This window comes from Oceanisphaera submarina (genome assembly GCF_046521305.1).
Classification (GTDB): Bacteria; Pseudomonadota; Gammaproteobacteria; order Enterobacterales; family Aeromonadaceae; genus Oceanimonas; species Oceanimonas submarina.
Genome location: NZ_JBKGFN010000003.1, coordinates 76514 through 101052 on the forward strand (window position 1 = coordinate 76514; position 24539 = coordinate 101052).

Annotated in this window: 21 protein-coding genes; 5 read left to right on the forward strand and 16 right to left on the reverse strand. The window is 57.4% G+C overall.

All coding sequences use genetic code 11. The features are described from left to right. Positions 1 to 46 precede the first annotated feature (46 nt). Genes ACLEIV_RS04460 through ACLEIV_RS04485 form a run of 6 tightly spaced genes read right to left on the reverse strand, consistent with a single transcriptional unit; the run spans position 47 to position 5041 of the window. On the reverse strand, positions 47 to 1039 hold the full coding sequence (locus tag ACLEIV_RS04460) for an amidohydrolase family protein (protein WP_410455459.1): 993 nt from the start codon (positions 1037 to 1039) through the stop codon (positions 47 to 49). A 2-nt stretch (positions 1040 to 1041) separates the two neighbouring features. After that, positions 1042 to 1557: a 3-hydroxyanthranilate 3,4-dioxygenase gene (locus ACLEIV_RS04465; RefSeq protein WP_410455460.1), complete on the reverse strand. Its 516-nt coding sequence runs from the start codon at positions 1555 to 1557 to the stop codon at positions 1042 to 1044. 10 nt (positions 1558 to 1567) lie between these two features. Next, positions 1568 to 1990 carry a RidA family protein gene (locus ACLEIV_RS04470; RefSeq protein ID WP_410455461.1) on the reverse strand — a complete coding sequence of 141 codons (423 nt, stop codon included), beginning with the start codon at positions 1988 to 1990 and terminating at the stop codon, positions 1568 to 1570. Between the two features lie 9 nt (positions 1991 to 1999). After that, positions 2000 to 2770, reverse strand: a complete 771-nt coding sequence (locus tag ACLEIV_RS04475; protein ID WP_410455462.1) for a 2-keto-4-pentenoate hydratase — start codon at positions 2768 to 2770, stop codon at positions 2000 to 2002. Between the two features lie 10 nt (positions 2771 to 2780). Beyond that, positions 2781 to 3566 carry a 2-keto-4-pentenoate hydratase gene (gene mhpD / locus ACLEIV_RS04480; RefSeq protein ID WP_410455463.1) on the reverse strand — a complete coding sequence of 262 codons (786 nt, stop codon included), beginning with the start codon at positions 3564 to 3566 and terminating at the stop codon, positions 2781 to 2783. Positions 3567 to 3574: 8 nt separating this feature from the next. Next, complete coding sequence (locus ACLEIV_RS04485; RefSeq protein ID WP_410455464.1) at positions 3575 to 5041, reverse strand: 2-hydroxymuconic semialdehyde dehydrogenase; 1467 nt, start codon at positions 5039 to 5041, stop codon at positions 3575 to 3577. 221 nt (positions 5042 to 5262) lie between these two features. Between ACLEIV_RS04485 and ACLEIV_RS04490 the strand changes: the two genes are divergently transcribed. Continuing rightward, positions 5263 to 6216 (forward strand): LysR substrate-binding domain-containing protein, encoded by a 954-nt coding sequence (locus ACLEIV_RS04490; protein WP_410455465.1) that lies wholly within the window; start codon positions 5263 to 5265, stop codon positions 6214 to 6216. 58 nt (positions 6217 to 6274) lie between these two features. Here the strand turns inward: ACLEIV_RS04490 and ACLEIV_RS04495 are convergent, their stop codons facing one another. The 8 genes from ACLEIV_RS04495 to uraH all read right to left on the reverse strand — a co-directional run bounded on the left by ACLEIV_RS04495 (position 6275) and on the right by uraH (position 16943). Beyond that, on the reverse strand, positions 6275 to 7300 hold the full coding sequence (locus ACLEIV_RS04495; protein WP_410455466.1) for a porin: 1026 nt from the start codon (positions 7298 to 7300) through the stop codon (positions 6275 to 6277). 70 nt (positions 7301 to 7370) lie between these two features. Next, a complete protein-coding gene (locus ACLEIV_RS04500; protein ID WP_410455467.1) occupies positions 7371 to 9149 on the reverse strand; it encodes an LVIVD repeat-containing protein in 1779 nt (592 codons plus the stop codon). A 234-nt stretch (positions 9150 to 9383) separates the two neighbouring features. Then, complete coding sequence (locus tag ACLEIV_RS04505; protein ID WP_410455468.1) at positions 9384 to 10799, reverse strand: sodium-dependent transporter; 1416 nt, start codon at positions 10797 to 10799, stop codon at positions 9384 to 9386. A gap of 53 nt (positions 10800 to 10852) precedes the next feature. After that, a complete protein-coding gene (kynU, locus tag ACLEIV_RS04510; RefSeq protein WP_410455469.1) occupies positions 10853 to 12094 on the reverse strand; it encodes a kynureninase in 1242 nt (413 codons plus the stop codon). A 394-nt stretch (positions 12095 to 12488) separates the two neighbouring features. Beyond that, positions 12489 to 13511 (reverse strand): 4-hydroxy-2-oxovalerate aldolase, encoded by a 1023-nt coding sequence (gene dmpG, locus ACLEIV_RS04515; protein ID WP_410455470.1) that lies wholly within the window; start codon positions 13509 to 13511, stop codon positions 12489 to 12491. Positions 13512 to 13523: 12 nt separating this feature from the next. Continuing rightward, positions 13524 to 14435: an acetaldehyde dehydrogenase (acetylating) gene (locus ACLEIV_RS04520; RefSeq protein WP_410455471.1), complete on the reverse strand. Its 912-nt coding sequence runs from the start codon at positions 14433 to 14435 to the stop codon at positions 13524 to 13526. A gap of 719 nt (positions 14436 to 15154) precedes the next feature. Continuing rightward, entirely contained in the window at positions 15155 to 16498 is a 1344-nt protein-coding gene (locus ACLEIV_RS04525) for an NCS2 family permease (RefSeq protein ID WP_410455472.1), read from the reverse strand. A gap of 91 nt (positions 16499 to 16589) precedes the next feature. Continuing rightward, complete coding sequence (gene uraH, locus ACLEIV_RS04530) at positions 16590 to 16943, reverse strand: hydroxyisourate hydrolase (RefSeq protein ID WP_410455473.1); 354 nt, start codon at positions 16941 to 16943, stop codon at positions 16590 to 16592. Positions 16944 to 17331: 388 nt separating this feature from the next. Here uraH and puuE point away from each other — a divergent pair, with 388 nt between their 5' ends. From puuE to ACLEIV_RS04545, 3 genes are read left to right on the forward strand one after another with little or no spacing between them, the layout of a single operon-like run. Further along, positions 17332 to 18252, forward strand: coding sequence for an allantoinase PuuE (puuE, locus tag ACLEIV_RS04535; RefSeq protein WP_410455474.1), 921 nt, complete (start codon positions 17332 to 17334; stop codon positions 18250 to 18252). Beyond that, positions 18252 to 18767 (forward strand): 2-oxo-4-hydroxy-4-carboxy-5-ureidoimidazoline decarboxylase, encoded by a 516-nt coding sequence (uraD, locus tag ACLEIV_RS04540; RefSeq protein WP_410455475.1) that lies wholly within the window; start codon positions 18252 to 18254, stop codon positions 18765 to 18767. Before puuE ends, uraD begins: the two co-directional genes overlap by 1 nt. A gap of 53 nt (positions 18768 to 18820) precedes the next feature. Continuing rightward, a complete protein-coding gene (locus ACLEIV_RS04545) occupies positions 18821 to 19330 on the forward strand; it encodes an ureidoglycolate lyase (RefSeq protein WP_477529382.1) in 510 nt (169 codons plus the stop codon). Positions 19331 to 19414: 84 nt separating this feature from the next. On the opposite strand, the gene ACLEIV_RS04550 is transcribed toward ACLEIV_RS04545, so the two are convergent. Beyond that, the gene (locus tag ACLEIV_RS04550) at positions 19415 to 20473 is read right to left on the reverse strand and encodes an AI-2E family transporter (protein WP_410455476.1); all 1059 of its coding nucleotides are present in this window, start codon (positions 20471 to 20473) and stop codon (positions 19415 to 19417) included. A gap of 175 nt (positions 20474 to 20648) precedes the next feature. Further along, entirely contained in the window at positions 20649 to 22319 is a 1671-nt protein-coding gene (locus tag ACLEIV_RS04555; protein WP_410455477.1) for a methyl-accepting chemotaxis protein, read from the reverse strand. Positions 22320 to 22514: 195 nt separating this feature from the next. Here ACLEIV_RS04555 and ACLEIV_RS04560 point away from each other — a divergent pair, with 195 nt between their 5' ends. Continuing rightward, a complete protein-coding gene (locus tag ACLEIV_RS04560) occupies positions 22515 to 24455 on the forward strand; it encodes an alkaline phosphatase D family protein (protein WP_410455478.1) in 1941 nt (646 codons plus the stop codon). Positions 24456 to 24539 lie beyond the last annotated feature (84 nt).

Consider the following 24539-nt stretch of genomic DNA (forward strand, 5'->3'; position numbering starts at 1 on the left):
GCCGCCGGATGGCAAACCTGTTTCTTGCTTGAAGAGTGAGTACCGGTCAGGCGATATTGAAAAAGTTCCGGGCGTTAGTCCCCAGTATCTTCTGCCGGGTTTCCCCGGTAAGGCTTTTCTGTTCCTTGACCAGTTTGCCGATTTGCTGCTCTCCCAGGGGGAAAGGGTAATCAGATCCCAGCATGATGCGATCTTCGCCCATCACATTGACCAGCAGGTCCAGTGCTCCGGGGTTGAACACCGCCGAGTCCACATAGAAACGGTTGACATACTCCGAAGGCAAGCGCGGGCAGTCTTCCCGTACTATGTCCCTGTGCAGCCAGGCATTGTCCACTCGTCCCAGCAGGTAGGGCAGGCTGCCGCCACCGTGAGCAAAACAGATTTTCAGGCTTTCGGGCAAGCGTTCAAAGGCGCCGGACAGGATCAACGAAAGAATGGAAAGCTGTGTTTCCGCCGGCATGGAGACCAGCCAGGGCAGCATGTACTTGGGCATGCGTTCCTGTGCCATCATGTCCCAGGGGTGTACCAGTACGGAAGCTCCGATGTCGGCGCAGTGGTGTAAAAAGGTGATGATGCCCTCGTCATCCAGGTTTTTATTGCCCACATGGTTACCTATCTGGACCCCGACATGTCCATTTTCCATGCAGCGGGAAACTTCGGCACAGGCCAGGTCAATGTCCTGCAGAGGCACCTGACACAGGGCCTTGAGGCGGTCGGGACGAGCGGCACAGATGTCCAGTGCGGCGTCATTAAAGATCCGGGCGACGGCCAGGGCCTGCTCTGCCGGTCTCTGATAGGCGAATAATACCGGTGTGGCGCACATGATCTGGATATCAACCCCGTCTCTGTCCATGTCTTCAAGGCGTACGGATGGTTCCCAGCAGGCCTCGGTGACGGGACGGAAAGGCTTGTCCCCCATCATGACCATCGCCTTGCCCTGGCCGGTGTGCTTCATCCAGGGCCAGTCACCGCCAAAACGGCTGGCCAGATCCGGCCAGTCTTTGGGGAAAAAATGGGAGTGAATATCAACGATTTGCATAGTTAGTTTCCTGGGTGAAGGTGGCTGCAGTCGCTGCAGGTACGCAGGTGTTCGCTCTCCCGGAAGGCCTGGAACAGGGGAGGGAGATCCTTGACAATGGATTTCAGGGTGACTTCTACCTTGTGCACCAGGGCATTGCATTCGGGACAATACCAGTGGAAGGCGTCTTTCTGCCCCGCTGCCCGTTTGGGTTCAATCACCAGACAAATGCTGCCGGCTTCCGGACGCTGGGGGGAGTGGGGAACCATGGGGGGCAGCAGGAAAATATCCCCTTCTTTCAGCTCCACCCGATAGGGGCCGTTGTCTCCCATGATGTTGAGGTAGGCGTTGCCTTTCATCTGGTAAAAGAATTCTTCCACCGGATCCACATGGTAATCGAGCCGGTGATTGGGGCCGCCCACCAGGGTGCACATCATATCGGCGTCTTCCCAGATTAGGCTGTTGTTCACCGGGGGCTGTAGCTTTTCCTTGTTTTGCTCAATCCATCGCTGGAAGTTGAAGGCTTTTAACTGTGCCATGACCATATCCTTATTGGTGTTGTGGCTTGTAGGCGATCGCTTTGATTTCAATCAGCAGGTGCGGATGGGGAAGCTGATGCACCGCGACCGTTGTGCGGGTCGGCCCATCGGTATTGAAATATTCCCCATAAACCTGGTTGTAGCCGCCGAAGTCATTCATGTTGACCAGGTAGGCGCAGATTTCGACCAGGTCCTCCAGGCCGGCTCCTTCTTCCGCCAGGATATCCGCGATGTTGTCGATCACCGCCCGGGTCTGGACGGCGATATCCAGGGAGGTGGTTCCCAGTTCGTCGACCTCGACGCCTGCAAAGCTGTTATCCGGCCGGCGTGAGCTGGTGCCGGATACAAACAGGAAGTCGCCGGCCCGTTTCAGGTGGGGAAAACTTCCCCTGGGAGCAGCCTTGCCGGCTACCAGGTGAGCCTTGGTATTCATCTTGCCTCCTTATGGGGATACGCTCAGTTCAACGGTGCCCAGCTGCTGGGTCTTGAGCCGGACGTGTACACCCGCCTGCAGCGGTTCGGCCGCGGTGGCGGCGCCGGCCAGGATAAGGGTGCCGGCTTCCAGTTGCAGTCCCGCTTCATCCGCCAGCCTGGCGGCCTCGACCAGGGAACGATAGGGATTGCCCAGAATGGCGGCGCTGGAACCGATCTGGACCGCCCTGCCGTTGAATTCCATCACCATGCCCAGGTTGTCGATGGCAAGGTCGGGCCTGTGCCAGCTGCCGAGTACGAAACCGGAGGAAGAGGCATTGTCGGCCACCACGTCTTCCAGGGAGAAACGGAAATCCGCATAGCGGGAGTCGATGATTTCCAGGGCCGGGCAAATGGCTTCCACCGCGGACATGGCCTCCACCAGGGTGACCTTGCCCTGCAGGGGCTTGCCGAGCAGAAACGCGATTTCGGGTTCGATCCTGGGATGAATGAAGGGGGCCAGGCTGATGGTATCGCCGTCCCCCACCATCATTTCACGGGTCAACTGCCCCCAGATCAGGTCGTCCACACCCATCTGGAGCATCTTGGCCCGGCTGGTGAAGCCCAGCTTGATGCCTGCCCAGGTTTCGCCCCGCTGCAGGCGGCGAGCGATGGACAATTGCTGAACCCGGTAGGCGTCGGTCAGGGACAGGGCATGGCCCTGGCCGGACAGCTGTGTCATGGCGGTGGCATTGCGGGCCGCGTCGTCAACCCGTGTAGCCAGAGTAGATAAATCGGTCATGTCCTGCTCCTTATTCTTCGGCACCAAAGACGGCGGTAACGGCGCCCAGGCCATTGATCCGGGCTTCGAACACGTCACCCGGGGTCACGGGCACCATGGGACCCAGGGCGCCGGACAACAGGGTGTCGCCGGCCCGTAGCGGCATTCCCACGGCGACCATCTTGCGGGCCAGCCACAGGGCGGCGGTCAGCGGATGCCCCAGGCAGGCCTGGCCCGCGCCGGTGGCAACCGGCTCGCCCCTGCGCTCGATTACCATGCCGCACAGTTGCAGGTCCAGCCCTGCCAGCTTCCTGGGCGTGCCGCCCAGCACGTAAAGTCCGCTGGAGGCATTGTCGGCGATGGTGTCGACGATACTGATGTCCCAGTTTTGAATTCGGCTGCCGACGATTTCGAAGGCCGGCAGCGCGTAGCCGATGCAGCCGAGCAGGTCGGTCATGGTCGGCTGTTCGCAGTCGAGGTCATGGTCGAGCACCAGGGCCACTTCCGCTTCTATCCTGGGCTGCAGCAACCGGGACGGGGCGATTTCCTCGCCATCGGCCACGGCCATGTCGGCGAAGAGCATGCCGAAGTCCGGCTGATCCACACCCAGCTGACGCTGTACCGCCAGGGACGTCAGGCCTATCTTGCGCCCGGTCAGACGGCGGCCCTGCTCCAGCCAGTGCCGGGTGTTGATATCCTGTACCTGATAGGCCGCCGTCAGATCCCCCGCCGGGAGCAGACTGCGAACCGGGGGGCAGGCCCGGCCCTGTTCGTGGGCCTGGCGCAGTTGTTGTGCGGCTGTTTCCAGATGGTTCATCGTGACTCCTACAGCTTGATGCAGATGTTGGTCGGCTCGGAATAGAAGGCCAGGGAGTGCCGGCCCCCTTCGCGGCCGATGCCCGACAGCTTGGTGCCCCCGAAGGGAGTGCGCAGGTCGCGCAGATACCAGCTGTTGACCCAGACGATGCCGGCGTCCATACGGTGGGCGAGGCGATGGGCCCGGCTCAGGTCCCGGGTCCAGAGTACGGCGGCCAGGCCATAACGGCTGTCATTGGCCATGGCCACGGCTTCCTCTTCCGTGTCGAAGGGGGCGATATGACAGATGGGGCCGAATACCTCTTCCCGTACGCAGCGGGCCGATTCCGGCAGGCCGGTGAGAATGGTCGGCTCTACCCAGGCACCCTTGTCCCGGGCGTCGCCAAAATGCGGTACGCCGCCGCCGGTGATGACATTGGCGCCTTCTTCCCGGGCCAGCCGGTAGTAGGACAACACCTTGTCCCTGTGCTCGAAGGAGATAAGCGGGCCCATGTCGGTATCCGGCTCGCTCGGCCAGCCGACCTTCAGGGACAGGGCCTGTTCCTTCAAGGCGGCGACGAAACGGTCGAACAGGGAGGCATGAACATAGACGCGCTCGGTACAGAGGCAGACCTGACCGCCGTTGGTGAAGACGGAGCGGGCGACGCCGGCCACGGCCGCCTCGAAATCGGCATCGTCGAACACGATGGCGGCATTTTTGCCGCCCAGTTCGAAGGACAGGGGTTTGACCCCCTCGGCGGCGGCACGCATGATGGCGGAGCCGGTACGGGATTCCCCGGTAAAGGTGATGGCGTCGATATCAGGGTGGGTGGTGAGGAATTCGCCGGCGGAGCCCGGCCCGAAGCCGTGAACCAGGTTGAATACCCCGGCGGGCACACCGGCATCGTGCATGACTTCGGCCAGCAGGGTGGCGGTGGAGGGGGTTTCTTCGGAGGGCTTGGCAATGACCGTATTGCCCGCCGCAAGCGCGGGAGCCAGCTTCCAGGTCAGCAACAGCAGCGGCAGGTTCCAGGGGGAGATCACCGCCACCACCCCCAGCGGTTTGTTGATACTGTAATTCAGGGCGCCGGAGCCGTCGGGTGTCGGGCTCTGGAAGCATTCACCGCCCTGGGACATGGCCATGTCCGCAAAGATCCGGAAGTTGGCCGCGCCGCGGGGAATGTCGATGGTGCTGGCCTGTATCAGCGACTTGCCGGTATCGGCCATTTCGGCGGCGACAAACTCGTCGAAGCGGGCCTCGATACCCTCGGCGACATTGTGTAGCAGGGCACAGCGCCCGGCCTGGCTCATCTTACCCCATTCCCCCTCCAGAGCCTGCCGGGCAGCGGCCACAGCCCTGTCTACCGTAGCCTGGTCGGCTTCCCATACCCGCCCAATTTCGGTACCGTCTACCGGATTGGTATTGGGGAAATGCGTCGACGAACTTGTGAACTCGCCGTTTACATAGTGCTTCAATTCCTGGGTATCCATATCCATGTCACCTTACTGTTATCGAAACGATTTACAGCCCTGTGGGCCTTCACGACATAGTTGGACTTTAGAGTAGACAGGCATATAGTAAAAATAATATTTTAGAGCTCTGGTATATGATTAATATTATGGCTTGGCCGTGTCATTTTTGTCGCCATTCCTCCTGTCTTGCCGGCGAGGCGGCATCAATGTCCGAAGCAGGCTTGTCCATGAGGCAGAGGTGAGTGATGACCCCGGAAGAATTTGAGCGGAACATGGTTTCCCGCCTGAAGATTAAATACCTGAAGTTGCTGGTGACGGTCAGTGAGCAGGGCAATATCGTGCGTGCGGCGCAGATCATGAACATGGCTCAGCCGGCGGTGACCAAGATCATCCGGGACATTGAAACGGCTTTAGATCTGGTGCTGTTTGAGCGTTCTTCCCGGGGGGTCAGCCTGACCCTGTACGGCGAGGTGCTCATCAAGCATGCCAAGTTGATGTTGTCTCAGGTGAAGCATGCCAGCGAGGAATTGTCCACGCTGCAGGGAGGCCTGGCCGGCCATGTCACCATTGGCACCCTGATCACGGCCAGCCTGACCCTGTTGCCCAAGACCCTGGTCAGGCTCAGGGAGCAAAGGCCCAGCCTGTCGGTGACCGTGGTGGAGGGAACCAACGACAGGCTATTGCCTGCCTTGATCCGGGGAGAACTGGATCTGGTCGTGGGTCGCATGCCCGAACGGCAGGAATACGACGGGCTGAGCTCGGAGGTGCTTTACCATGAGCCCGTGGTAATAGTGGCCAGGGGCGGGCACCCGCTGGGAAAACAGGCGGAAATGGAACTTAAGGACCTGGCGGGAGAAGCCTGGATTCTGCCTTCGCCCCAGACTTACCTGCGGAAGGAAGTCGAACAGGCTTTTCGGGATCAGGGCCTTGCCCGCCCGGCACAAGTACTGGAGTCGGTGTCCGTGTTGACCAATCTTACCCTGCTGGCAGAAACCGACATGATTGCAGCCATGCCCTACCAGGTGTTTCGTAACTACGAGAAAAATGGCGGCTTGTGCCGTCTGGCCGTAGGGGAGTTCACGCGTCCCGGGCCTGTGGGCATTACCACCCGGAACGGCAGCCATACCCCGGCGGCGGCTTATGTGATGAGCCTGTTGCGGGAAGTTGCGGAAGAACTCCATACCGGAACGGAGGAATAAATCTGATTGTTGTCGGCTCCGGCCCCTGGCGTCTGGGGCCGGTTGTCGTGGTGCCGGCTCAGAACCGGTAGCGCATGCCCAGCTGGATACCGCCGGGGTTTTCGTCGGAGAGGGGGTTTCCGGCGTTCCAGCTGATCGGGTAACGTACCTCCGAGTCTTGCCGGTGATGGACGTAGCCGATGATACCGTAGAGGTCGGCCTTGTCGGACAGGTTGTAGATATACCCCAGATTGATGCCGATGGCGTCGGAGAGAGCGTCTTGCTTGAAGTCATCCTTGTAAATCAGGCTGAGCCCCAGGTTATGTTTTTCCTTGAAGTTATGTCTCACGCCCAATTGCAGGTCATGGCCCCGGGAATTGAAATCCACGTAAGGTGGATAGGCGTAATACCCTTGATAGTGATGATATATCATCATTAGGTCGGTTTTTTCAAAGGAGTAGACTGTCGATAAATAGATATCGTTGGAATGTTCCATCTGTTCATCATCATGGATATTAACCTGATATTTCCGGTCGACAGCCGCACCGAAATACCAGGGGCTGTTATTCCAGTAGTCTATGCCTATGCTGTAGACCCGGCCATCCTGATTGTCATCTTCGTTACCGGATGTTGCCATGGCTCTTAGCTGAAAGCCGGATTTACGAGGGCTGATGTACAGCAACGACTTGTCTTCCCGCCAGGGCGCATAAAAAACACCAACGTTGTTAACCACGCTGTAATCATTGCCAAACAGGGGGTCTGCGTATCCATATATAGCGGCAGAAGGAGTGTCCTGGCGACCAAGACTCAGCGTGCCCCACTCCTGAGATATTAATTGAAGGTATCCCTCCCTGGTTCCGACCGGGTCATTGGTATGAGGACTGTACATTGCCTCATAAACGGCATTGATTTTTATGTTTTCATTAATGGTTTCTTTCCAGTTGAACTGGATCCTGTTCGTACTTAAACCACCACCTGATATACGTTGGATTGTCTTTCCTTCGGATGATATTGATTCAATGTTTAGATCTATGATTCCGGAAATACTTAATTCTGCATGGCTGTAAAAGCTGATCAGCCCAAGAGCGATGATTGATTTTCGCATATTGTTCTCTTCCTGAGTAAACAGAGGTGATGGCTCTCAATAGAACATGGAGCCATCGTATCCTTGATTTTTAATGTTTCGCTGTTTCTAATCGTCTTTTTGAGGGCCAGGAAATCTCAGGTGCATCAAAGCTGGGCTCGCCCAACAGGGGAGTAGATAACGCATAGAAACCATGATTGGTAAACAGCCATACCAGGTTCCTGTCATATTCCACATAGACGCCATGGGTCAGGTTGCCCATGGCATAGCTGGCGACCTCATCCGGTTTGAAAGGCGGAACGAAGTAGGTGCCTATTCGGGGCGAATCCGGATTGCTGATATCAAAAATCTGTACGCCGGCATTATAAAATGCGTAGGGGAGTATGCCTTCCCGGCTGGTGCCCGGCTGGGTATAGTAACCGGTGCGCTTGGGCCCAAAGCTGCCCTTGCGCTGGCAGTAATCGGTAAAGCCCGCTTCTGCCGGTGGTGTCGGTCTGGGCAGGACCCCCTTTATTTCAGGCCGCAGAGGATTATTCACATCGATGATGTGAACGTCTTTATAAGCCTCGTAGCAGTCTTCCGCCAGCGGGTAGCCGCTGTAATAGATCAGACCCGTCTTTTCTACCTGTGACACATCGATATTATCCCCCTCGGTGCCTGCCAGGCTGGGAGGGAATGCCAGATGACTGACCACGTTCATCTGGCTCGGATCACTGATGTCAACGACATAGAAACCGAGCCCGCCCATGGCGGCGTATCCGTACTTGCCTCCTTGTTCTCCCGGCGTAGGCACAAACAACGACATGCGGGCGCCCATCCAGGAAGTACGGTTGCCTGCTCTCGGATTGTTCTTGTAGGCCGCTTCATGCTCGGGGTCTCCTGCCATCTGCCCCGGCACCGTCAACTCATCCAGTAGACGGGGGTTATATGGGTCAGACATGTCCCAGGCCTGGTAGCCGGCGCTGTAAAGATCATTGGGGTATTCAGTCAGTGCCTGTTTGTCGCTGGATGCGGCAGCCACAAACATCACATCGCCGCCGAAATAGGTAGGAATATCCCTGACCCCTGACCCCTGTTGCTCGCTGACGGGGGCATCCGGGTTGTCAATATCAGTGGTGCGGGTTGCGATCAGTGTCCAGTCCTCGGGAAGAGGGCCGTCCATTTCATACACTTTGAAGCCTTTCAGGTGAGGAGAGTTGCGAATAGCCTCTACCTTTTCCGGCTCGTTGTATTTGTCCCTTAATACACCAAAGCGTCTGATTTCAAACGCCTGGACCATAATATACTTGCCCAGATTTTCGTTCCATTGAATAGAAGCCGCCCCGAACATGTCGTCGCTGTCATAGGGGTTTACTTCCTTCCCGCCACCATCAGGACCCCAGGTCTTGCCTTTGGTTAATAACAACTTAACATCTTTAGGGTTTGTGATATCAAATATTTTCAGGTCGCGACGAACATATTGGTACAGATATCGACGTCCATCAAAATCAACAATATTCTGCCAGGTGTGAAATGGTTCAACGGTAATAGGGTAGTAAGCTTCCACCGTCATGTTGTTGATGTAGCTTTGGGTGTCCCATTCTGTAAGCTGACCATCAAACGCCACATTTTCATGGCTATGTGGTGTGGCTGCCGGATGTGTAAATGTACCGGCTTCCTTATTCATGCCGTAACTGCCCGGGCTCGGGTGATGAGGGGTGTTATTACCAGATAATGAAACGAGCCTTTTGACGAATGGATCGCTGATATTATCTTTCGCTGTTTCTGCATGAACAGTAAATGAAGCGCTGAAAGTGAGAATGATAGCCGAGGCAAGGTGTTTTTTTGAAAATGCCTTTTTGTTTCTTTGTGGTTTGTTGATGGTGTTCATATTCACTCCTTGATATAAACTGTTGTGCTTATGGTGTTGATTTCTTAATGCCGTAATAATGGAATCGGTATATATGTTTTCATTTTTTGAATTCAAGGCGTCAACATACATGACTCATGTTATTGAGCCGGTTGTTTTGTTAAGTAAAGAGTTAACACTGTTGTTGGTGTTTTTTTATTCACCCCCCCGTTTGGTATTTCCGGGGAAGGGGTCCTGGCCAGACCCCTGCGAGTATTAAATATTGCTGATAAACACCATGGTCAGTGCCAGCGGAGCCAGGATACGCACCGAGAATAACCAGCCACGGTACAGCAGGCTTTGAGGAGCCAGGCTGAGTTCATCGGCGGTGAATTGTTTCTTGATGCCCCAGCCGGCAAACAAGGCCACGAAGATACCGCCGAGCGGCATGGCAATGTTGGCCGTGATGTAATCGAACAGATCGAAGAAGGTCTTGTTCTCGAACAGGGTGAACATGCCCAGGGGGTGAACATCCGACCAGATATTGAAGGAAAACACCGACAGCAGGCCCAGTCCCCAGGCCAGGGCGCCGGCGCTGATGGCGGCCCGGCGGCGACTCCAGCTAAAGCGTTCTGCCAGCCAGGAAGTGGGTACTTCCAGCATGCAGATGGCCGACGTCAGTGCGGCGAAAAACAACAGCAGGAAGAAGAAACCGCCGAGCAGGGCGCCACCGGTGATCTGGCTGAATGCGACCGGCAGGCTCACAAACACCAGGCCGGGACCACCGCTGGGATCCAGGCCATAGGCAAAGATGATGGGAAAAATGGCCAGGCCGGCCAGCAGGGCGATCAGGGTATCGGCGCCGACGATGAGCAGGGAGGAGCGGGGCAATGAGGTCTGCCGACTCATATAGGCGCCGTATGCCATCAGATTGGTCAAGCCGACGCTGATGGAGAAGAAGGCCTGCCCTATGGCTTCCAGCACGACTTTACTGGTGATCTGGGAGAAGTCAGGGGTAAACAGGAAGGTGAAAGCCTGCCTGAAATCACCCGCAATGGCACCGTAGCCGACCAGCAGTAACAACATGACAAACAGGGCGGGCATCAGGAGCTTGACCAGACGTTCTACCCCGTTACGAATGCCGATGGAAGAGATCAGTACCACCGTCAGCAGGAAAACAAGGTGCCAGCTCACCATGGCGCCGACATTACCGACCAGGCCATCGAAGCCGGCCGTAATGGTGGCTACATCGGCCCCGTCAAACGAGCCGTTTGCCATCTTCAGTACATAGGCCAGGGTCCAGCCGCCGACGATACAGTAGAATGACAGTACGATGACGGCCGCCACCACCCCCATGTTGCCCATATGACGCCAGCGCGTACTGAGTCCCGACTCCCGACTGACGACGGCAATGGCGCCGGGTGGACTGAGTCTGCCCCGTCGGCCGACCAGTAACTCGGCAATGAGAATCGGCATGGCAATGGCCAGTACCGCCAATATATAGACGAAGACGAAAGCCCCACCGCCGTTGGTGCCGGCGGTATAGGGAAAGCGCCATATATTGGCCAGCCCGACAGCTGTGCCGATCGAGGCCATCAAGAAGGCGAAGTTGGATGACCACTGGGTTTTCTGTACGTCAGCCGGGGATGAAGTATCCGTCGTCCAATCTGCTGATTTGGTGATATCGGACATAATCTGCTCCATGACAATGTAGAAAGTGACTTCCCTGATAAATGCGTATGCCTTCAGGTGACCGCATGGCGTTGGTTATAGACGGGGCTGCGCCAGGTTTCTCTGGCCATGACTTTCTTGATCCTGGAAACGGCGTTCCAGACGTCGACATAACGGGTATAAAGCGGGGTAAAGCCGAAACGCAGTATGTCTGGGGCGCGGAAATCGCCAATGACGCCGGCGTCTATCACCGCCTGCATAATGGGGTAGCCGTGCTCGTGGCTGAGCGCCACCTGGCTGCCGCGGCGCTCCTTGTCTTCGGGGCTGGCGAGGACGAAGCCATATTCTGCGCACTCACTGTTGATCAGTTCGATAAAGTACTGGGTCAGGGCCTGGGATTTTTCCCGGATCTGCTCCATAGAGGCTTCCAGCATCAGGTCTATACCCACTTCGGCTACGGCCATGCTGATGATGCCCTGGGTACCGGTCAGCATCTGATTGATGCCGGGAGCCGGCCGGTAGTCGCGCTCGAAAGTAAAGGGCGCGGCATGTCCCCACCAGCCTGTCAGCGGCTGCAATGCGGCACCCTGATGACGTTTGGCGACAAAGATAAACGCCGGGCTGCCGGGGCCACCGTTGAGGTATTTGTAGGTACAGCCGATGGCCATGTCGGCATGGCAGCCATTGAGATCCACCGGCAAGGCGCCGGCGCTGTGGCACAGATCCCAGATCACCACACAGCCCCGCTCCTGGGCGTAACGGGTGATGGCTGCCATATCGAGCACCCGTCCGGTTTTGTAGTGCACCTGGGTCAGGCAAACAACCGCCACTTCTTCGTTAATGGCCGCCAACAGTTCGTCTTCTTCGGCAAAGCGGATTTCATGCCGATGCCCCAGCTGGGCCACCAGTCCCTGGACCATGTAGTTGTCGGTGGGGAAATTGCTGCCCTCGAGCAGGATGACCCGGCGCTCGGGGCGCAGGCTCAGACCGGCGGAAATGGCCTTGTAGACGTTGAGGCCAGTACCGTCGGTGCAAATCACTTCATCTTGGTCGGCGCCGATCAGGCGGGCGATTTTGTCACCCAGGCGTTGGGGTAACTGGAACCAATGATGGCGGTTCCAGCTGCGAATGAGGTCGGTTCCCCATTGCTCGGCAACGACCTCCTGAGCCTTGGCCAGGGCTGCCTTGGGTTGGGCGCCGAGTGAGTTACCATCGAGATAGATTTCGTCTTCACTAAGTACGAACTCGTCACGAAATCGGCGTAACGGATCCTGACGATCCAGTTGTTCGAAAAAGGCTTTGTTATAACTGTGCATGAGTGACCATTCCTTGAGCTGATGAAGATAAGCAAGAAGCTTGCTGCCCCCTGATAACGAGTAAATGTTAATGCCTTGTTCGTTAATTGAATAATAATATTAACAATCTTGGGTATAACTTTTTTGATATATCCTGGCAAGTGCGGCGCGAGGCGAATGAAGTCGGAAGCATTCTGTGTAGCCGCGACTTTTGGCGTTTTCTGATTGGCACTTTTGGTGGAAGCGGATAAGCCGATCCCAGTCAGACACAAAAATGCCTCGACTGGAACCTTTAGATGCGAGAAAGGTGGTGACGCGTCCCGTCTTGGACGAAATGGCGGCGGCGATGGCAAACAGGTGTCGGCGTTGAGTTTAACTGAACACTTTAGGGGGCCATGGCCCCCAGCTCGTTACACTATCTGGGCTGTCGAGACAGGGTCAGCGCCAGATCTTCAATCATGTCTTCCTGGCCGCCGACAGTGCCGCGGCGCCCCAGCTCCACCAGGATGTCACGGGCGGACACGCCGTATTTGGCTTCGGCGCGCTGGGCGAACAGCAGGAAGGAGGAATACACTCCGGCATAGCCCAGGGTCAGGGCGTCCCGGTCGACCCGGATCGGCTGGTCCATGATCGGCACCACCCGGTCTTCGGCCACATCCATGATCCGGTACAGGTCGATGCCGGTGTGGGCGCCCATCCGCTCGAGTACGGCACAGAGCACTTCCAGCGGGGTATTGCCGGCACCGGCACCCAGCCCGGCGACCGAGCCATCTATGCGCACGGCGCCGGCCTCGATGGCAGCCAGCGAGTTGGCCACCGCCATGCCCATGTTGTGGTGACCATGGAAACCGAGCTCGATGTCGGTGGAGAGTTCGGCACGCAGCAGGCCGATTTTTTGGCTTACTTCATCGGGCAGCATATAGCCGGCGGAATCGGTGGCGTAGATGCAGTTGGCGCCGTAGCTCACCATCAGTCTGGCCTGCTCCAGGAGTTTTTCCGGGCTGGCCATATGCGCCATCATCAGGAAGCCGACCGTGTCCAGACCAAGCCGGGCGGACATGCCGATATGCTGCTCGGCCACATCGGCTTCGGTGCAGTGGGTGGCGACCCGGATGGTGCTGACACCGCAGTCCCGGGCCATCCTAAGGTGGTCGACGGTGCCGATGCCAGGCAGCAGCAGGGCCGAGATCCTGGCCTGCTTCATCTGCGGCACGACCGCCCGCAGGTAGTCCTCGTCGCTGTGGGCCGGGAAGCCGTAGTTGACCGAGGCACCGCCCAGGCCGTCGCCGTGGGTGACTTCAATCAGTGGCATGCCGGCGGCGTCCAGGCCGGTGGCGATGTCGACCATCTGCGTTAGGCTTATCTGGTGGCGCTTGGCATGCATGCCGTCGCGCAGGCTCATGTCGTGCAGCATGACCTTCTTGTCTTGTAAATTCATGATGATATCTCCTTAGCCCCGGGTCGGTAATAGAATGGCCCCATCGGCTGCTGCTTCCGCAAATAGCTCGGCGGTACGCAGGGCGGCGGCGGTCATGATGTCCAGGTTACCCGCATAGGTGGGCAGAAAATCCCCCAGACCGGCTACCTCCATAAACATCGACACCTTGTTGCCGTCGAATACCGGGCCGTTGACCAGACGGTAGCCGGGCACGTACCGCTGTACCTGCTCGACCATGTCCAGTACCGAGCGGGTGATGGCATCCCGATCGGGCTCGCCCTCGACCAGGCAGTGCACTGTGTCGCGCATCATCAGCGGTGGCTCGGCCGGGTTGATGATGATGATGGCCTTGCCCTGTTTGGCGCCGCCCACCGACTCCACCGCACCGGCGGTGGTGCGGGTGAATTCGTCTATGTTCTGGCGGGTGCCGGGGCCGACCGAGCGGGAGGACACGGTGGCGATGATTTCGCCGTAGGCCACCGGCTGCACCCGGGACACGGCGGCGACCATGGGGATGGTGGCCTGGCCGCCACAGGTGACCATGTTGACGTTCAGTTGCAGTTGTTCCGCATGCTGTTTGAGGTTGACCGGCGGCACACAGAAGGGACCTATGGCCGCCGGGGTCAGATCAATCATGATCACCCCCAGTTCGTTGAGTTTGCGGCTGTTTTCGGCATGCACATAGGCCGAAGTGGCATCGAAGGCGATGCGGATATCGTCATCGAGCACGTGCGGCAGCAGGCCGTCGACACCGGTGTCACAGGTCCTGATGCCCATCTCCCGGGCGCGCTTGAGGCCTTCCGAGGCGGGGTCGATGCCGACCATCCACACCGGCTCGATCCAGTCCGAGCGCAGCATCTTAATCAGCAAGTCGGTGCCGATGTTGCCCGGCCCGATAATGGCTGCCTTGAGTTTTCGTGTCACAGGCTCTCCTTGTTTCAACTGTGGGTGCCGGTGTAACTCAAGATGTTTCTTCAGCTCCGGCATAGGAACTAAGTACAGGTATCAGTTGGAGTCGAGCCCCTGGGCAACGGAAGGTGTCGGGTCGCCATCGGCACCATTACGTCCAAGCCGGGCATGGTGGCTCGATCTCGTTTGTAACAAGATGTTAATCAAGGTGAGGGGAACTTTAAAATAATATTAATGGACTTTGATATATTCATATTTATATATCTGAGGCCTGATGTGACCACTTCGACGCGGTTATTGAGTACATGCTTGAAAGTCGGTGCGTGACTCAAGCGGTCCTGCATCGATATTGATGGGTCCATACCGTTGTCCGGGAGCTGGCTCTATATTGGCGGATCCGTTGGCCGAGTCGGAGGTTCGTCAATCGGCCGCCGAGCCTGCTGTAGAGGGAGTGATAGCCTGCTGGTGCCATTTCGGCGACACCGGGATAAGCTTTGCCTGCAGTCGACATTCTGCAGGAGATTGCATAAGAAGCTTATATTTGGTCTGAGCTGTGTCGGTATTGGTATTCACCAGAAGTGTGCCAGTAGCGATATGCGTACCGAGGTGATCATGTTGTTGAATGGTATCGGTGGTGACGAGGACGTCGGCCTCATGTTACGGCATTTTATCGAGTTTGTGTGCCGACAGGAAAAGGGCGGCCATTGCCGCCCTCGGTACTTATATACAGATGCTTACATGTAAATGAACTTGGCGATGAATACGAGACTCAGCACATAGACGCCGACCGAGACCTTGTTCGCCTGACCGGTAGCGAGCTTGAGCACGGCGTAGCTGACAAAACCCATGGCGATGCCGTTGGCGATGGAGAAGGTCAGCGGCATCATCAGGGCGGTAATGGCGGCGGGGGCCATCTCGGTGTAGTCATCCCACTCTATCTTGGCCAGACTGCTCATCATGGCGAAGGCCACGTAGAGCAGGGCGCCGGCGGTGGCGTAGGGCGGAATCATTCCGGCCAGCGGCGCCAGAAACATGGACAGCAGGAACAGCACCGCAATGATGATGGCGGTCAGGCCGGTACGGCCACCGGCGGCGACGCCGGCGGCGCTTTCTACATAGCTGGTGACTGGCGGGCAGCCAACGAAGGTACCGATGACCGATGAGGCACTGTCGGCCTTCAGAGACTTTTTCAGACCTTCAATAGAGCCATCCGGATTACGTAGGTTGGCCCGTTCGGCAACGCCCATCAGGGTGCCGGCGGTATCAAACATGTTGACGAACAGAAATGACAGGATCACGGTGATCATACCTACATTCAGCGCGCCCATGATATCCAGCTTCATGAAGGTGGGGGCTATGCTGGGCGGCATGGCAAAGACGCCGTTATATTCCACTATGCCCATCAAGAGGCCGGCCAGGGTCACGCCGATCACACCGATTAATACGGCACCGAAGATCTTGCGATAGGCCAGAATGGAGATCACCAGGAAACAGACGGCAGCCAGCCAGGCGCCGGGCTGGGTAAGGTCACCCAGGGTGACCATGGTGGCTTGGCTGGGCACCACGATCCCGGCGGTCTTGAGTCCGACCAGCCCCAGGAAGAGGCCGACGCCGGCGGTCATGGCGAAACGTAACGACTCGGGAATGGCGTCGAGCACCCATTCACGAATCTTCCAGAAACTCATGGCGGTAAAAATCACGCCGGACCAGAACACGGCGCCGAGCGCTATCTCCCAGCTGTAACCCATTTCGCCGACCACGGTGAAGGCGAAGAAGGCATTCAGGCCCATACCCGGCGCCAGGCCGACCGGCCAGTTGGCGTACAGACCCATGAAAAGAGTGGCGATGGCGGCACCGATGCAGGTCGCAACGAAGACGGCGCCGGCATCCATACCCGAGGCGGCCATGATATTGGGGTTAACAAAAATGATGTATGCCATGGTGATAAAAGTTGTGAGGCCGGCAACCATTTCGGTTTTAACCGAGGTGCCGTGGGCACTTAACTTAAACCATCTGTCCAGCACGCCTCCGGAGGTAGGAATGGCGTGTGGGGTTGACTCATGTTTGGCATTTTCCATGACCGGAAATCCTCGAATAGATTGGGTGGCAGACTGTCAATGCCGGGCGGTGTATCATCCGCCGGCATTGACAGGAGCTGTCTTCTACCCGTTAGCTGCCTCGGTAGGTCGAGTAGCTGTAGGGTGAGATCAGCAGGGGTACGTGATAGTGCTCTTGACCGGCGGCAATGCCGAAACGGATAACTACGTCATCCAGAAATGCCGGCTCGAGCAGTTCAACGCCTGATTGTTTCATGTAGGTGCCGGTGTGGAATACCAGCTGGTATTTACCGGGCACATAGTCTTCGCCTTCCAGTACCGGGGAATCGGTACGGCCGTCGCTGTTGGTGTACACCGTATTGATCAGAGTAGTGTGCTCACCTTCAACCCGATACAGCTCGATTTTAATGTCGGAACCGGGCAGGCCTTTGGAGGCGTCGAGGATATGTGTCGTTAATCTTCCCATTGTGTCGTTACCTTGCGCGTATTACGCGTCTCCGTTAATTCAAGGTACTGCCTTCGCACTTACCCTTGCCTGCTGGCGCGGGAGAGTGCGGCGACAGAAGTAATTTTACATCAAGATAATATTTGAGGTCTACATTTAATTAACATAAATAAGTAGAATGTTTACAATTGCCAGTGTCACAGCATCATTCATTATCCTGACAAGAAAGGATTGTCTTTGCTTTGGTGGTTCAAAGCAAGATTTCCCGCCAGAGCTGATACAAAAATCAAACCTGTTATTTACATATATTGGTTCTATTGTATACAATAAAATCATTACCATGACTGGCCAGCCCCCTGCAAGCTTGTTTCGGCTGGTGTCTTAACCTGCGTTTCAAGGAGTTTTTCCGATGAGCCAAAACAACGACTATCCCCGCGATCTCGCCGGGTATGGTGCCAACCCGCCTCACCCCCAGTGGCCGAACAAGGCCCGTATCGCTATCAACTTCGTACTGAACTACGAAGAAGGCGGTGAGCGCAACGTACTGCATGGCGATGGCGAATCCGAAGCCTTCCTGTCCGAAATGCCGACCGCAGTCGCGTTCCCCGATGCGCGTCACATGAGCATGGAGTCCATCTACGAGTATGGCAGCCGTGCCGGTGTATGGCGTCTGCTGCGCCTGTTCAAGCGTTACGATATTCCCATGACCATCTTCGCCGTGGCCACCGCCATTGAGCGTTATCCCGAGATCGCCAAGGCGTTCATGGATGAAGGTCATGAAATATGCTCTCACGCCTACAAGTGGATCAGCTATCAGTTCATGAGCGAAGAAGAAGAGCGCGAGCACTACCATAAAGCGATGGAAATCTTCGAGCGCGTGTGTGGTCAGCGCCCACAAGGCTGGTATACCGGCCGCGACAGCCCCAACACCCGCAAGATTGTCATGGAAGACGAAGGCATCCTGTACGATTCTGATTCATACGCCGATGATCTGCCTTATTGGGTAAACAACGAAGGCAAAGGCCACCTGGTGGTCCCGTATGTCATGGACACCAACGACATGCGTTTTGGCCTGAATGGCTATAACAACGGCGAAGAGTTCTTCCAGTATCTGAAAGACTCGTTCGACGTATTGTATGAAGAGGGAGCCGAAGCGCCGAAAATGCTTTCTATTGGTATGCACTGTCGCATATTGGGTCGTCCCGGACGTATGGCGGGTCTGGAGCGTTTCATCAAGTACGCCCGCAGTCACGATCAGGTGTGGTTTACCCGCCGAATCGACATTGCCAAGCACTGGCACGAGCACCATCCCTACAAAGGAAACAAGTAATGAGCCGTTTTACTACCTGTACTCCTAGTACCATGAGCCGCGACGAGTTTGTGGCCGCATTTGCCGACATCTACGAGCACTCTCCCTGGGTGGCCGAGCAGACCTTCGATCAGGGCCTGACCAGCGATGATGACAACATCGAACAACTGCACGGCCGTATGGCGGCGGTGATGAGCAATGCCGACAAGCAGGCACAGCTCGACCTGATCAACGCTCACCCGGACTTGGCCGGCAAGGCAGCCCAGCGTGGCGAGCTGACCGAAGCCTCTACCAACGAGCAGGCCGGTGCCGGTATCAGCGAGTGCAACGCCGAAGAGTTTGCCCGCTTTACCGAGCTGAACAACGCCTATAAAGAAAAGTTCCGATTTCCGTTCATCATGGCGGTGAAGGGGTCTAACCGACACCAGATCCTGGCGGCATTCGAAGAGCGTATTCACAACGACTACGACACCGAATTTGCCCGCGCTGTTAAAGAAATCAACAAGATAGCCGAGTTTCGCTTAAACGCTATGTAAGAAAGGACACGGGGTGCCAGGCACCCCGTTTTTATGTTTTTTCGGAGGAAGAAATGATCAAGACCCTGAAGATAGAGCCGCTGACCAAAGAAGCGTTCGCCCCTTTTGGCGACGTCATCGAGTCCGAAGGCCGTGATTACTTCATGATTAACAACGGTTCTACCCGTCGTTATCACAAGCTGGGCGACGTACAGCTAGACGAACAGGGCCAGGGCATTATCAATATTTTCCGGGCCGATACCCTGGAATATCCGCTGCCGATCAAGATGCTGGAACGTCATCCGTTCGGCTCCCAGTCTTTCATCCCGTTGTTCGGTCACGAGTTTCTGCTGGTGGTTGCCCCTGTTGGTGACGGCAGCCTCAACATAGACCCGTCCACGGTGCGAGCCTTCCGCGCGTCCGCGCGTCAGGGCGTCAATTATCACAGTGGTGTCTGGCATCACCCGATCATGGCGCTGCGCGATGGCGACGAGTTCCTGGTGGTTGACCGCTCCGGTCCCGGCAACAACTGTGACGAATTCTATTTCGACGAGTCCGTTCAGCTCACCGTAGAACTCGACTAAAGCGCGTATTTTTTCCTCTTGCCACCTGGCAAGAGGAAGCTCTATTTTTTCACGCCTCACGCCTCACGCCTCACGCCTCACGCCTCACGACTGGTACGGATCTTCTCCGTTGAACTCGCGCGTGAAGATATCCCAGACCACCAGAAACAGCGCCGCCACCAGCGGGCCTATCACGAAGCCGTTGATACCCATCAGGCTCAGGCCGCCCAAGGTGGAGAACAGCACCAGATAATCGGGTAACTTGGTGTCGCGGCCGACCAGCAAAGGGCGCAAGACGTTGTCGGCCAGGCCGATCACCAGGGCACCGAAGCCGACCAGTACCGAGCCGGCGATCCAGTCGCCGGTGGCATAGAGGTAGAGTGCCACCGGCAGCCATACCAGGCCGGCACCCACCGCCGGGATCAGCGACAGAAAGGCCATCACCACGCCCCACAACAGCGGGCCGGGAATCCCAAGCGCCCAGAAGATAAAGCCCCCGAGGGCGCCCTGTACCATGGCGACCAGAATGTTGCCCTTGACCGTGGCCCGGGTGACTTCCGAGAACTTGCTGAACAGCTTGCGTTCACGTTCATCCCCCAGTGGCAGCGCCTTGACCAGCACTTCGATAAGCTGATGGCCGTCGCGCAGCAGAAAGAAGGTCAGATAGAGCATCAGTGCCACGTTCATCACGAAGGTGAAGGTGCTCTGGCCGGCGCCGAGGGCTTTTTCTGCCAGCAGCTTGCTGGCGGCCACGGCAGCTTCGGACAGCTTCTGGCGAACGCTGTCGATATTGATGCCCAGCCGTTCAAACAGCTCGGGCACCAGCGGAAAGGCATGACGCATCTGCTCCAGCCATTCGGCCGGGTTGATTTCCCCCTTGTCGATACGTTGATAGAGCGCCAGTCCTTCCTGAATGAAGGAGGTGGCGATCAGCAGCACCGGCAGCACCACTATGACCATGCAGATAAGCAGGGTGAGCAGGGCGGCGCGGTTGGGCTTGGGGCCTATCAGACGCAGAATGCGCTCCTGCAGAGGGTTGAAGATGACACCGATGGCACAGGCCCAGAAAATGGCGCCCCAGAAGGGTTTGAGCACCAGCCCGAACAGCAGGCTGACCAACAGCAGCATAAACAGAAAGGAACGTTGTTCGAGTTTTTCGCGCATGGTGAAAGTGATTCCTGATAAGACAGAGTCCCCATGGTAATGAAGGGATGAGACCTAAGCTACCGGTTCGTCTGCAAACGAGTTTCTTGTCCGCAAATGAGCTGCGCCAGCCAGAACATTTATCCTGGCTGGCGCAAGTGTACCCGGTAACCTTGTTTTCTGTCTGGCCGGGAGATCAGCTGGTACGGTAGCGGCCCACCAGTTGTTGCAGGCTGTTGGCCATCTCGCCGACTTGCCGACTGGTTTGGCTGGCCGCCTGAGAGCCCGCATTGGTCTGTTCGGCGATGGCCACTATCTGATGCACATTGGCGTTGATACTTTCCGACACCTGGGTTTGCTCTTCGGCGGCGCTGGCAATCTGCTCGTTCATGCAGTTGATGGTATTGACCGCGGTACCGATATCGAGCAGGGCATTATCGATGCGGCGCGCTTCGGTCACGGTGTGACTGCTGCGCTCGCGAATGCTTTCGATGGCCAGTACCGCTTCCTTGGCGCCCTGTTGCAGCTGGGTGATCATCTTGTGGATTTCTTCGGTGCTGCTCTGGGTGCGTCCCGCCAGGGTACGTACCTCATCGGCCACCACCGCAAAGCCACGGCCCTGCTCGCCGGCGCGGGCCGCTTCGATGGCGGCGTTGAGCGCCAGCAGGTTGGTCTGATCGGCAATGCCGCGGATCACGTCGAGCACCGATCCTATCTGCTCCGACTCCTTGCCCAGCCGTTGAATGATTTCCACGCCACCGACCACCTGGTTTTCCAGTCCGTCGATAACCTCTATGGTGCCTTGTAACAGCTGCTGAGCATCTGTTACCTGGTTTTCGGCCTGCTGGGCCGCCTCGGCCGCCCGGGCCGCGCTGGCGGCCACTTCCTGGGCGGTGGCCGACATCTGGTTCATGGCGGTAGCCAGCTGATCACTTTCGTGATGCTGCTGGCTGATGCCGGTTTCGGTTTCATCCATGAAGCGTTGTAACTCGGCACTGGCCTGTTGCAGGGTATCGGCAGACTGACGGGTACTTTGTACCAGTTCGCTGATCTGGCCGGCAAAGTGATTGAAGGAGCGAGCCAATACACCCAGCTCGTGGCCATGACCGGTATTGAGCCTGCGGGTCAGATCGCCTTCACCCTGGGCAATATCTTCCATGGTGGACACCGCCTGGCGGATGGGGGTGTGAATGCTGCGCACCATCACCAGGCCGGCGGCGGCAATCAGTGCCAGCAAGAGAGCGGCGGACAGGGCGGAGTTGATCAGCCCCCGGCGCACCGAGTCGGACAGTTCCTGCTCCAACCCGGCCACCGTGGCCTGCAGATCATCGACGTAAAAACCGGCACCCAGCAGCCAGTCGGTACCCGGAATCGGGGTAATGTTGGCCAGCTTTGGCGCACCCTGTTTGGTGTCCGGCTTGGGCCAGTCGTATTCGACATAGCCGCCGCCCTGACGACCCAGAGCCACATATTCCTGCACCAGATGACGTCCGTCCGGGCTGGTGGCGCTCAGGTAGTTATTGCCTTCCCGCGCCGGATTGTCTGCACTGACTACCTGCACGCCTTCGCCGTTATAAACGAAGAAGTAACCGGTTCCGTCATCGAAGCGCAAACGGCGCAGCTGAGCCTTGGCGGCGTCGAGCTTTCCTTGTTGCAGCAAGGGGCCTATGCCGGTGATGGCCAGCTCCATATAACTGGCCAATTGCTGTTTGCGGGCATCAAGCAAGGAGCGATACAGGCTGTCACCACTCAGATCCTTGAGCCGCATGGATTGATTCACATTAATCCAGGTGCTGACGGTAGCGAGCAGCAACAAGGGTAACAGCGCCAGTAACAGTATTTTTTGCTTGATGGAAAGTCGGTTCATCCTTGGTCTCACTGTGTTATAAGTTGTTCACAACCTTGTATCATTTTGTTTTACATTTGTCATTGATACCGAACACCTGAAGCCTGAATCGGGCGAAAATAATACCTCGCCGCTCGGTAAAGGTTAGCGGCAGAGTTCGGCGTAGCTTGAGCTCCTTGTCTTTAAAGGGTGAACCAGCCCCGTTATGATGCGGTTATGACCCTGTTTACCGAGTACGACATGAACTCCACTATTCTCGCCGGCCCCGTACTGCGCCGGGCCAGTTGCGAGCGACTGGTGTTCTGGCTGGCCAGCCGGGCGCCGGTGACATTTCGCCTGCTATTGCCCGATGGTGTGCCACAAGAATTCACCGGCGAGCGGCAACAGCAACAGCTACAGGTGGGAGATCACTGTTTTATTCAACTGCTGGACATCAGGCTTGAAACCCCGCTGCCTACCGATACCCTGGTGGCCTACGATCTGCAATGGCGTCAGTCGGAGCAGGATGTATGGCACGGCATCGCCGAATGGGCGCCGGAGTTGTGCTATGCGGGGGAGTCACTGCCACAGCTGGTGATCCGCAGCAGGCTGGACGAGGTATTGCACGGCTCCTGTCGCAAGCCCCACCATGCTGCACCCGATGGTCTGGTGGCGGCCGATAGCTGGTTGCAACAATGTCATGCTCAGGCGCTAAAACGGCCGGCGGTATTGATGTTGAGCGGCGATCAGATTTATGCGGACGATGTGGCCGGCCCCATGTTGACCGCCATCCACCAGTTGATTGAAGAGCTGGGACTGTATCCGGAAACGCTGGATGGCGCCCTGGTCGCCGACAGCGCCGAGCTTTTCGCCAGCCCGCTCAACTATTACCGCCGCAGCGAACTGTTGCCCAGTATCAAAGGCAATCAGACATTGCAGCGGCGTTTCTTCGAAGGCGCGCGCAAGCCGATCTTTACCACCAGCAGCGCCGACAATCATCTGATCACCCTGGCCGAGGTGCTGGCCATGTATCTGCTGGTCTGGTCACCCGAACCCTGGCGCGGCTTGTCCGATGCGCAGCCGGAACTGAGCCCGGAACGACAACAGCAATATCTGACCGAGAGGCACCGGCTGGCCGTCTTTGTGGAAGGGCTGCCGGCGGTGCGTCGCCTGCTGGCCCATCTGCCGACCCTGATGATCTTCGACGATCATGATGTCACCGACGACTGGAACCTGACCGCCGCCTGGGAGGCGAGCGCCTACGGCCATCCCTTCTCTCGCCGGATCATCGGCAATGCGCTGGTGGGGTATTTACTCTGTCAGGGCTGGGGTAACGATCCGGACGCCTTCAAGGGAGAGCCGATGGCATTGCTCCAAGCCTGGAGCGAGCAGCCGGCGCAGGAGCAACAGGATCGACTGATCGATCATCTGCTGACATTTGATCGCTGGCACTACCATTTGCCGACCAGTCCCAAGCTGCTGGTGCTGGATACCCGTACCCGGCGCTGGCGGGCCGAGTCCAACTTCAGTCATCCCTCCGGGTTGATGGACTGGGAGGCGCTGACCGAGCTGCAGGGCGAGCTGCTGAATCACGAGGCGGTGGTGATCGTGTCGCCGACGCCGGTATTCGGGGTCAAGCTTATCGAGGTGATCCAGAAGATTTTTACCTGGTTTGGCAAGCCGCTGCTGGTGGATGCGGAAAACTGGATGGCCCACAAGGGCACCGCCAACGTGATCCTCAATATCTTTCGCCACGCCCGTACTCCGGCCAACTACGTGATCCTGTCGGGGGACGTGCATTACTCCTTCATGTACGACATCAAGCTCAGACATAGGGGCGGGGAGCCCCATATCTGGCAGATCACCAGCAGCGGCATCAAGAACGAGTTTCCGGCCCGGTTGCTGAACATACTGGACCGGCTCAACCGCTGGCTTTATTCCCCCCGCTCGCCATTGAACTGGTTCACCCGCCGGCGGCGACTGGAAATTACGCCTCATCCGCCGACAGGGGCGTCCAGGGGGGAGCGGCTACTGAACCGTTCCGGCATCGGCTATGTGCGCTTCAACGATGCCGGCGAGCCGATACTGGTGCGGCAGATTACCAGTGAGGGGACGGTGGACTTTGTTGCCGACAGGGCGGCAGATCCCGAGGTGGCATTGAGTCGGGAAGAACGCTGACTTTTCGGTTCTAGAGGGGGCTCGGTAACAATTTAAACGCTTAGGTTTCATCGGGCAAAGGGCCCGCTCCGCCGACTCGCCGTG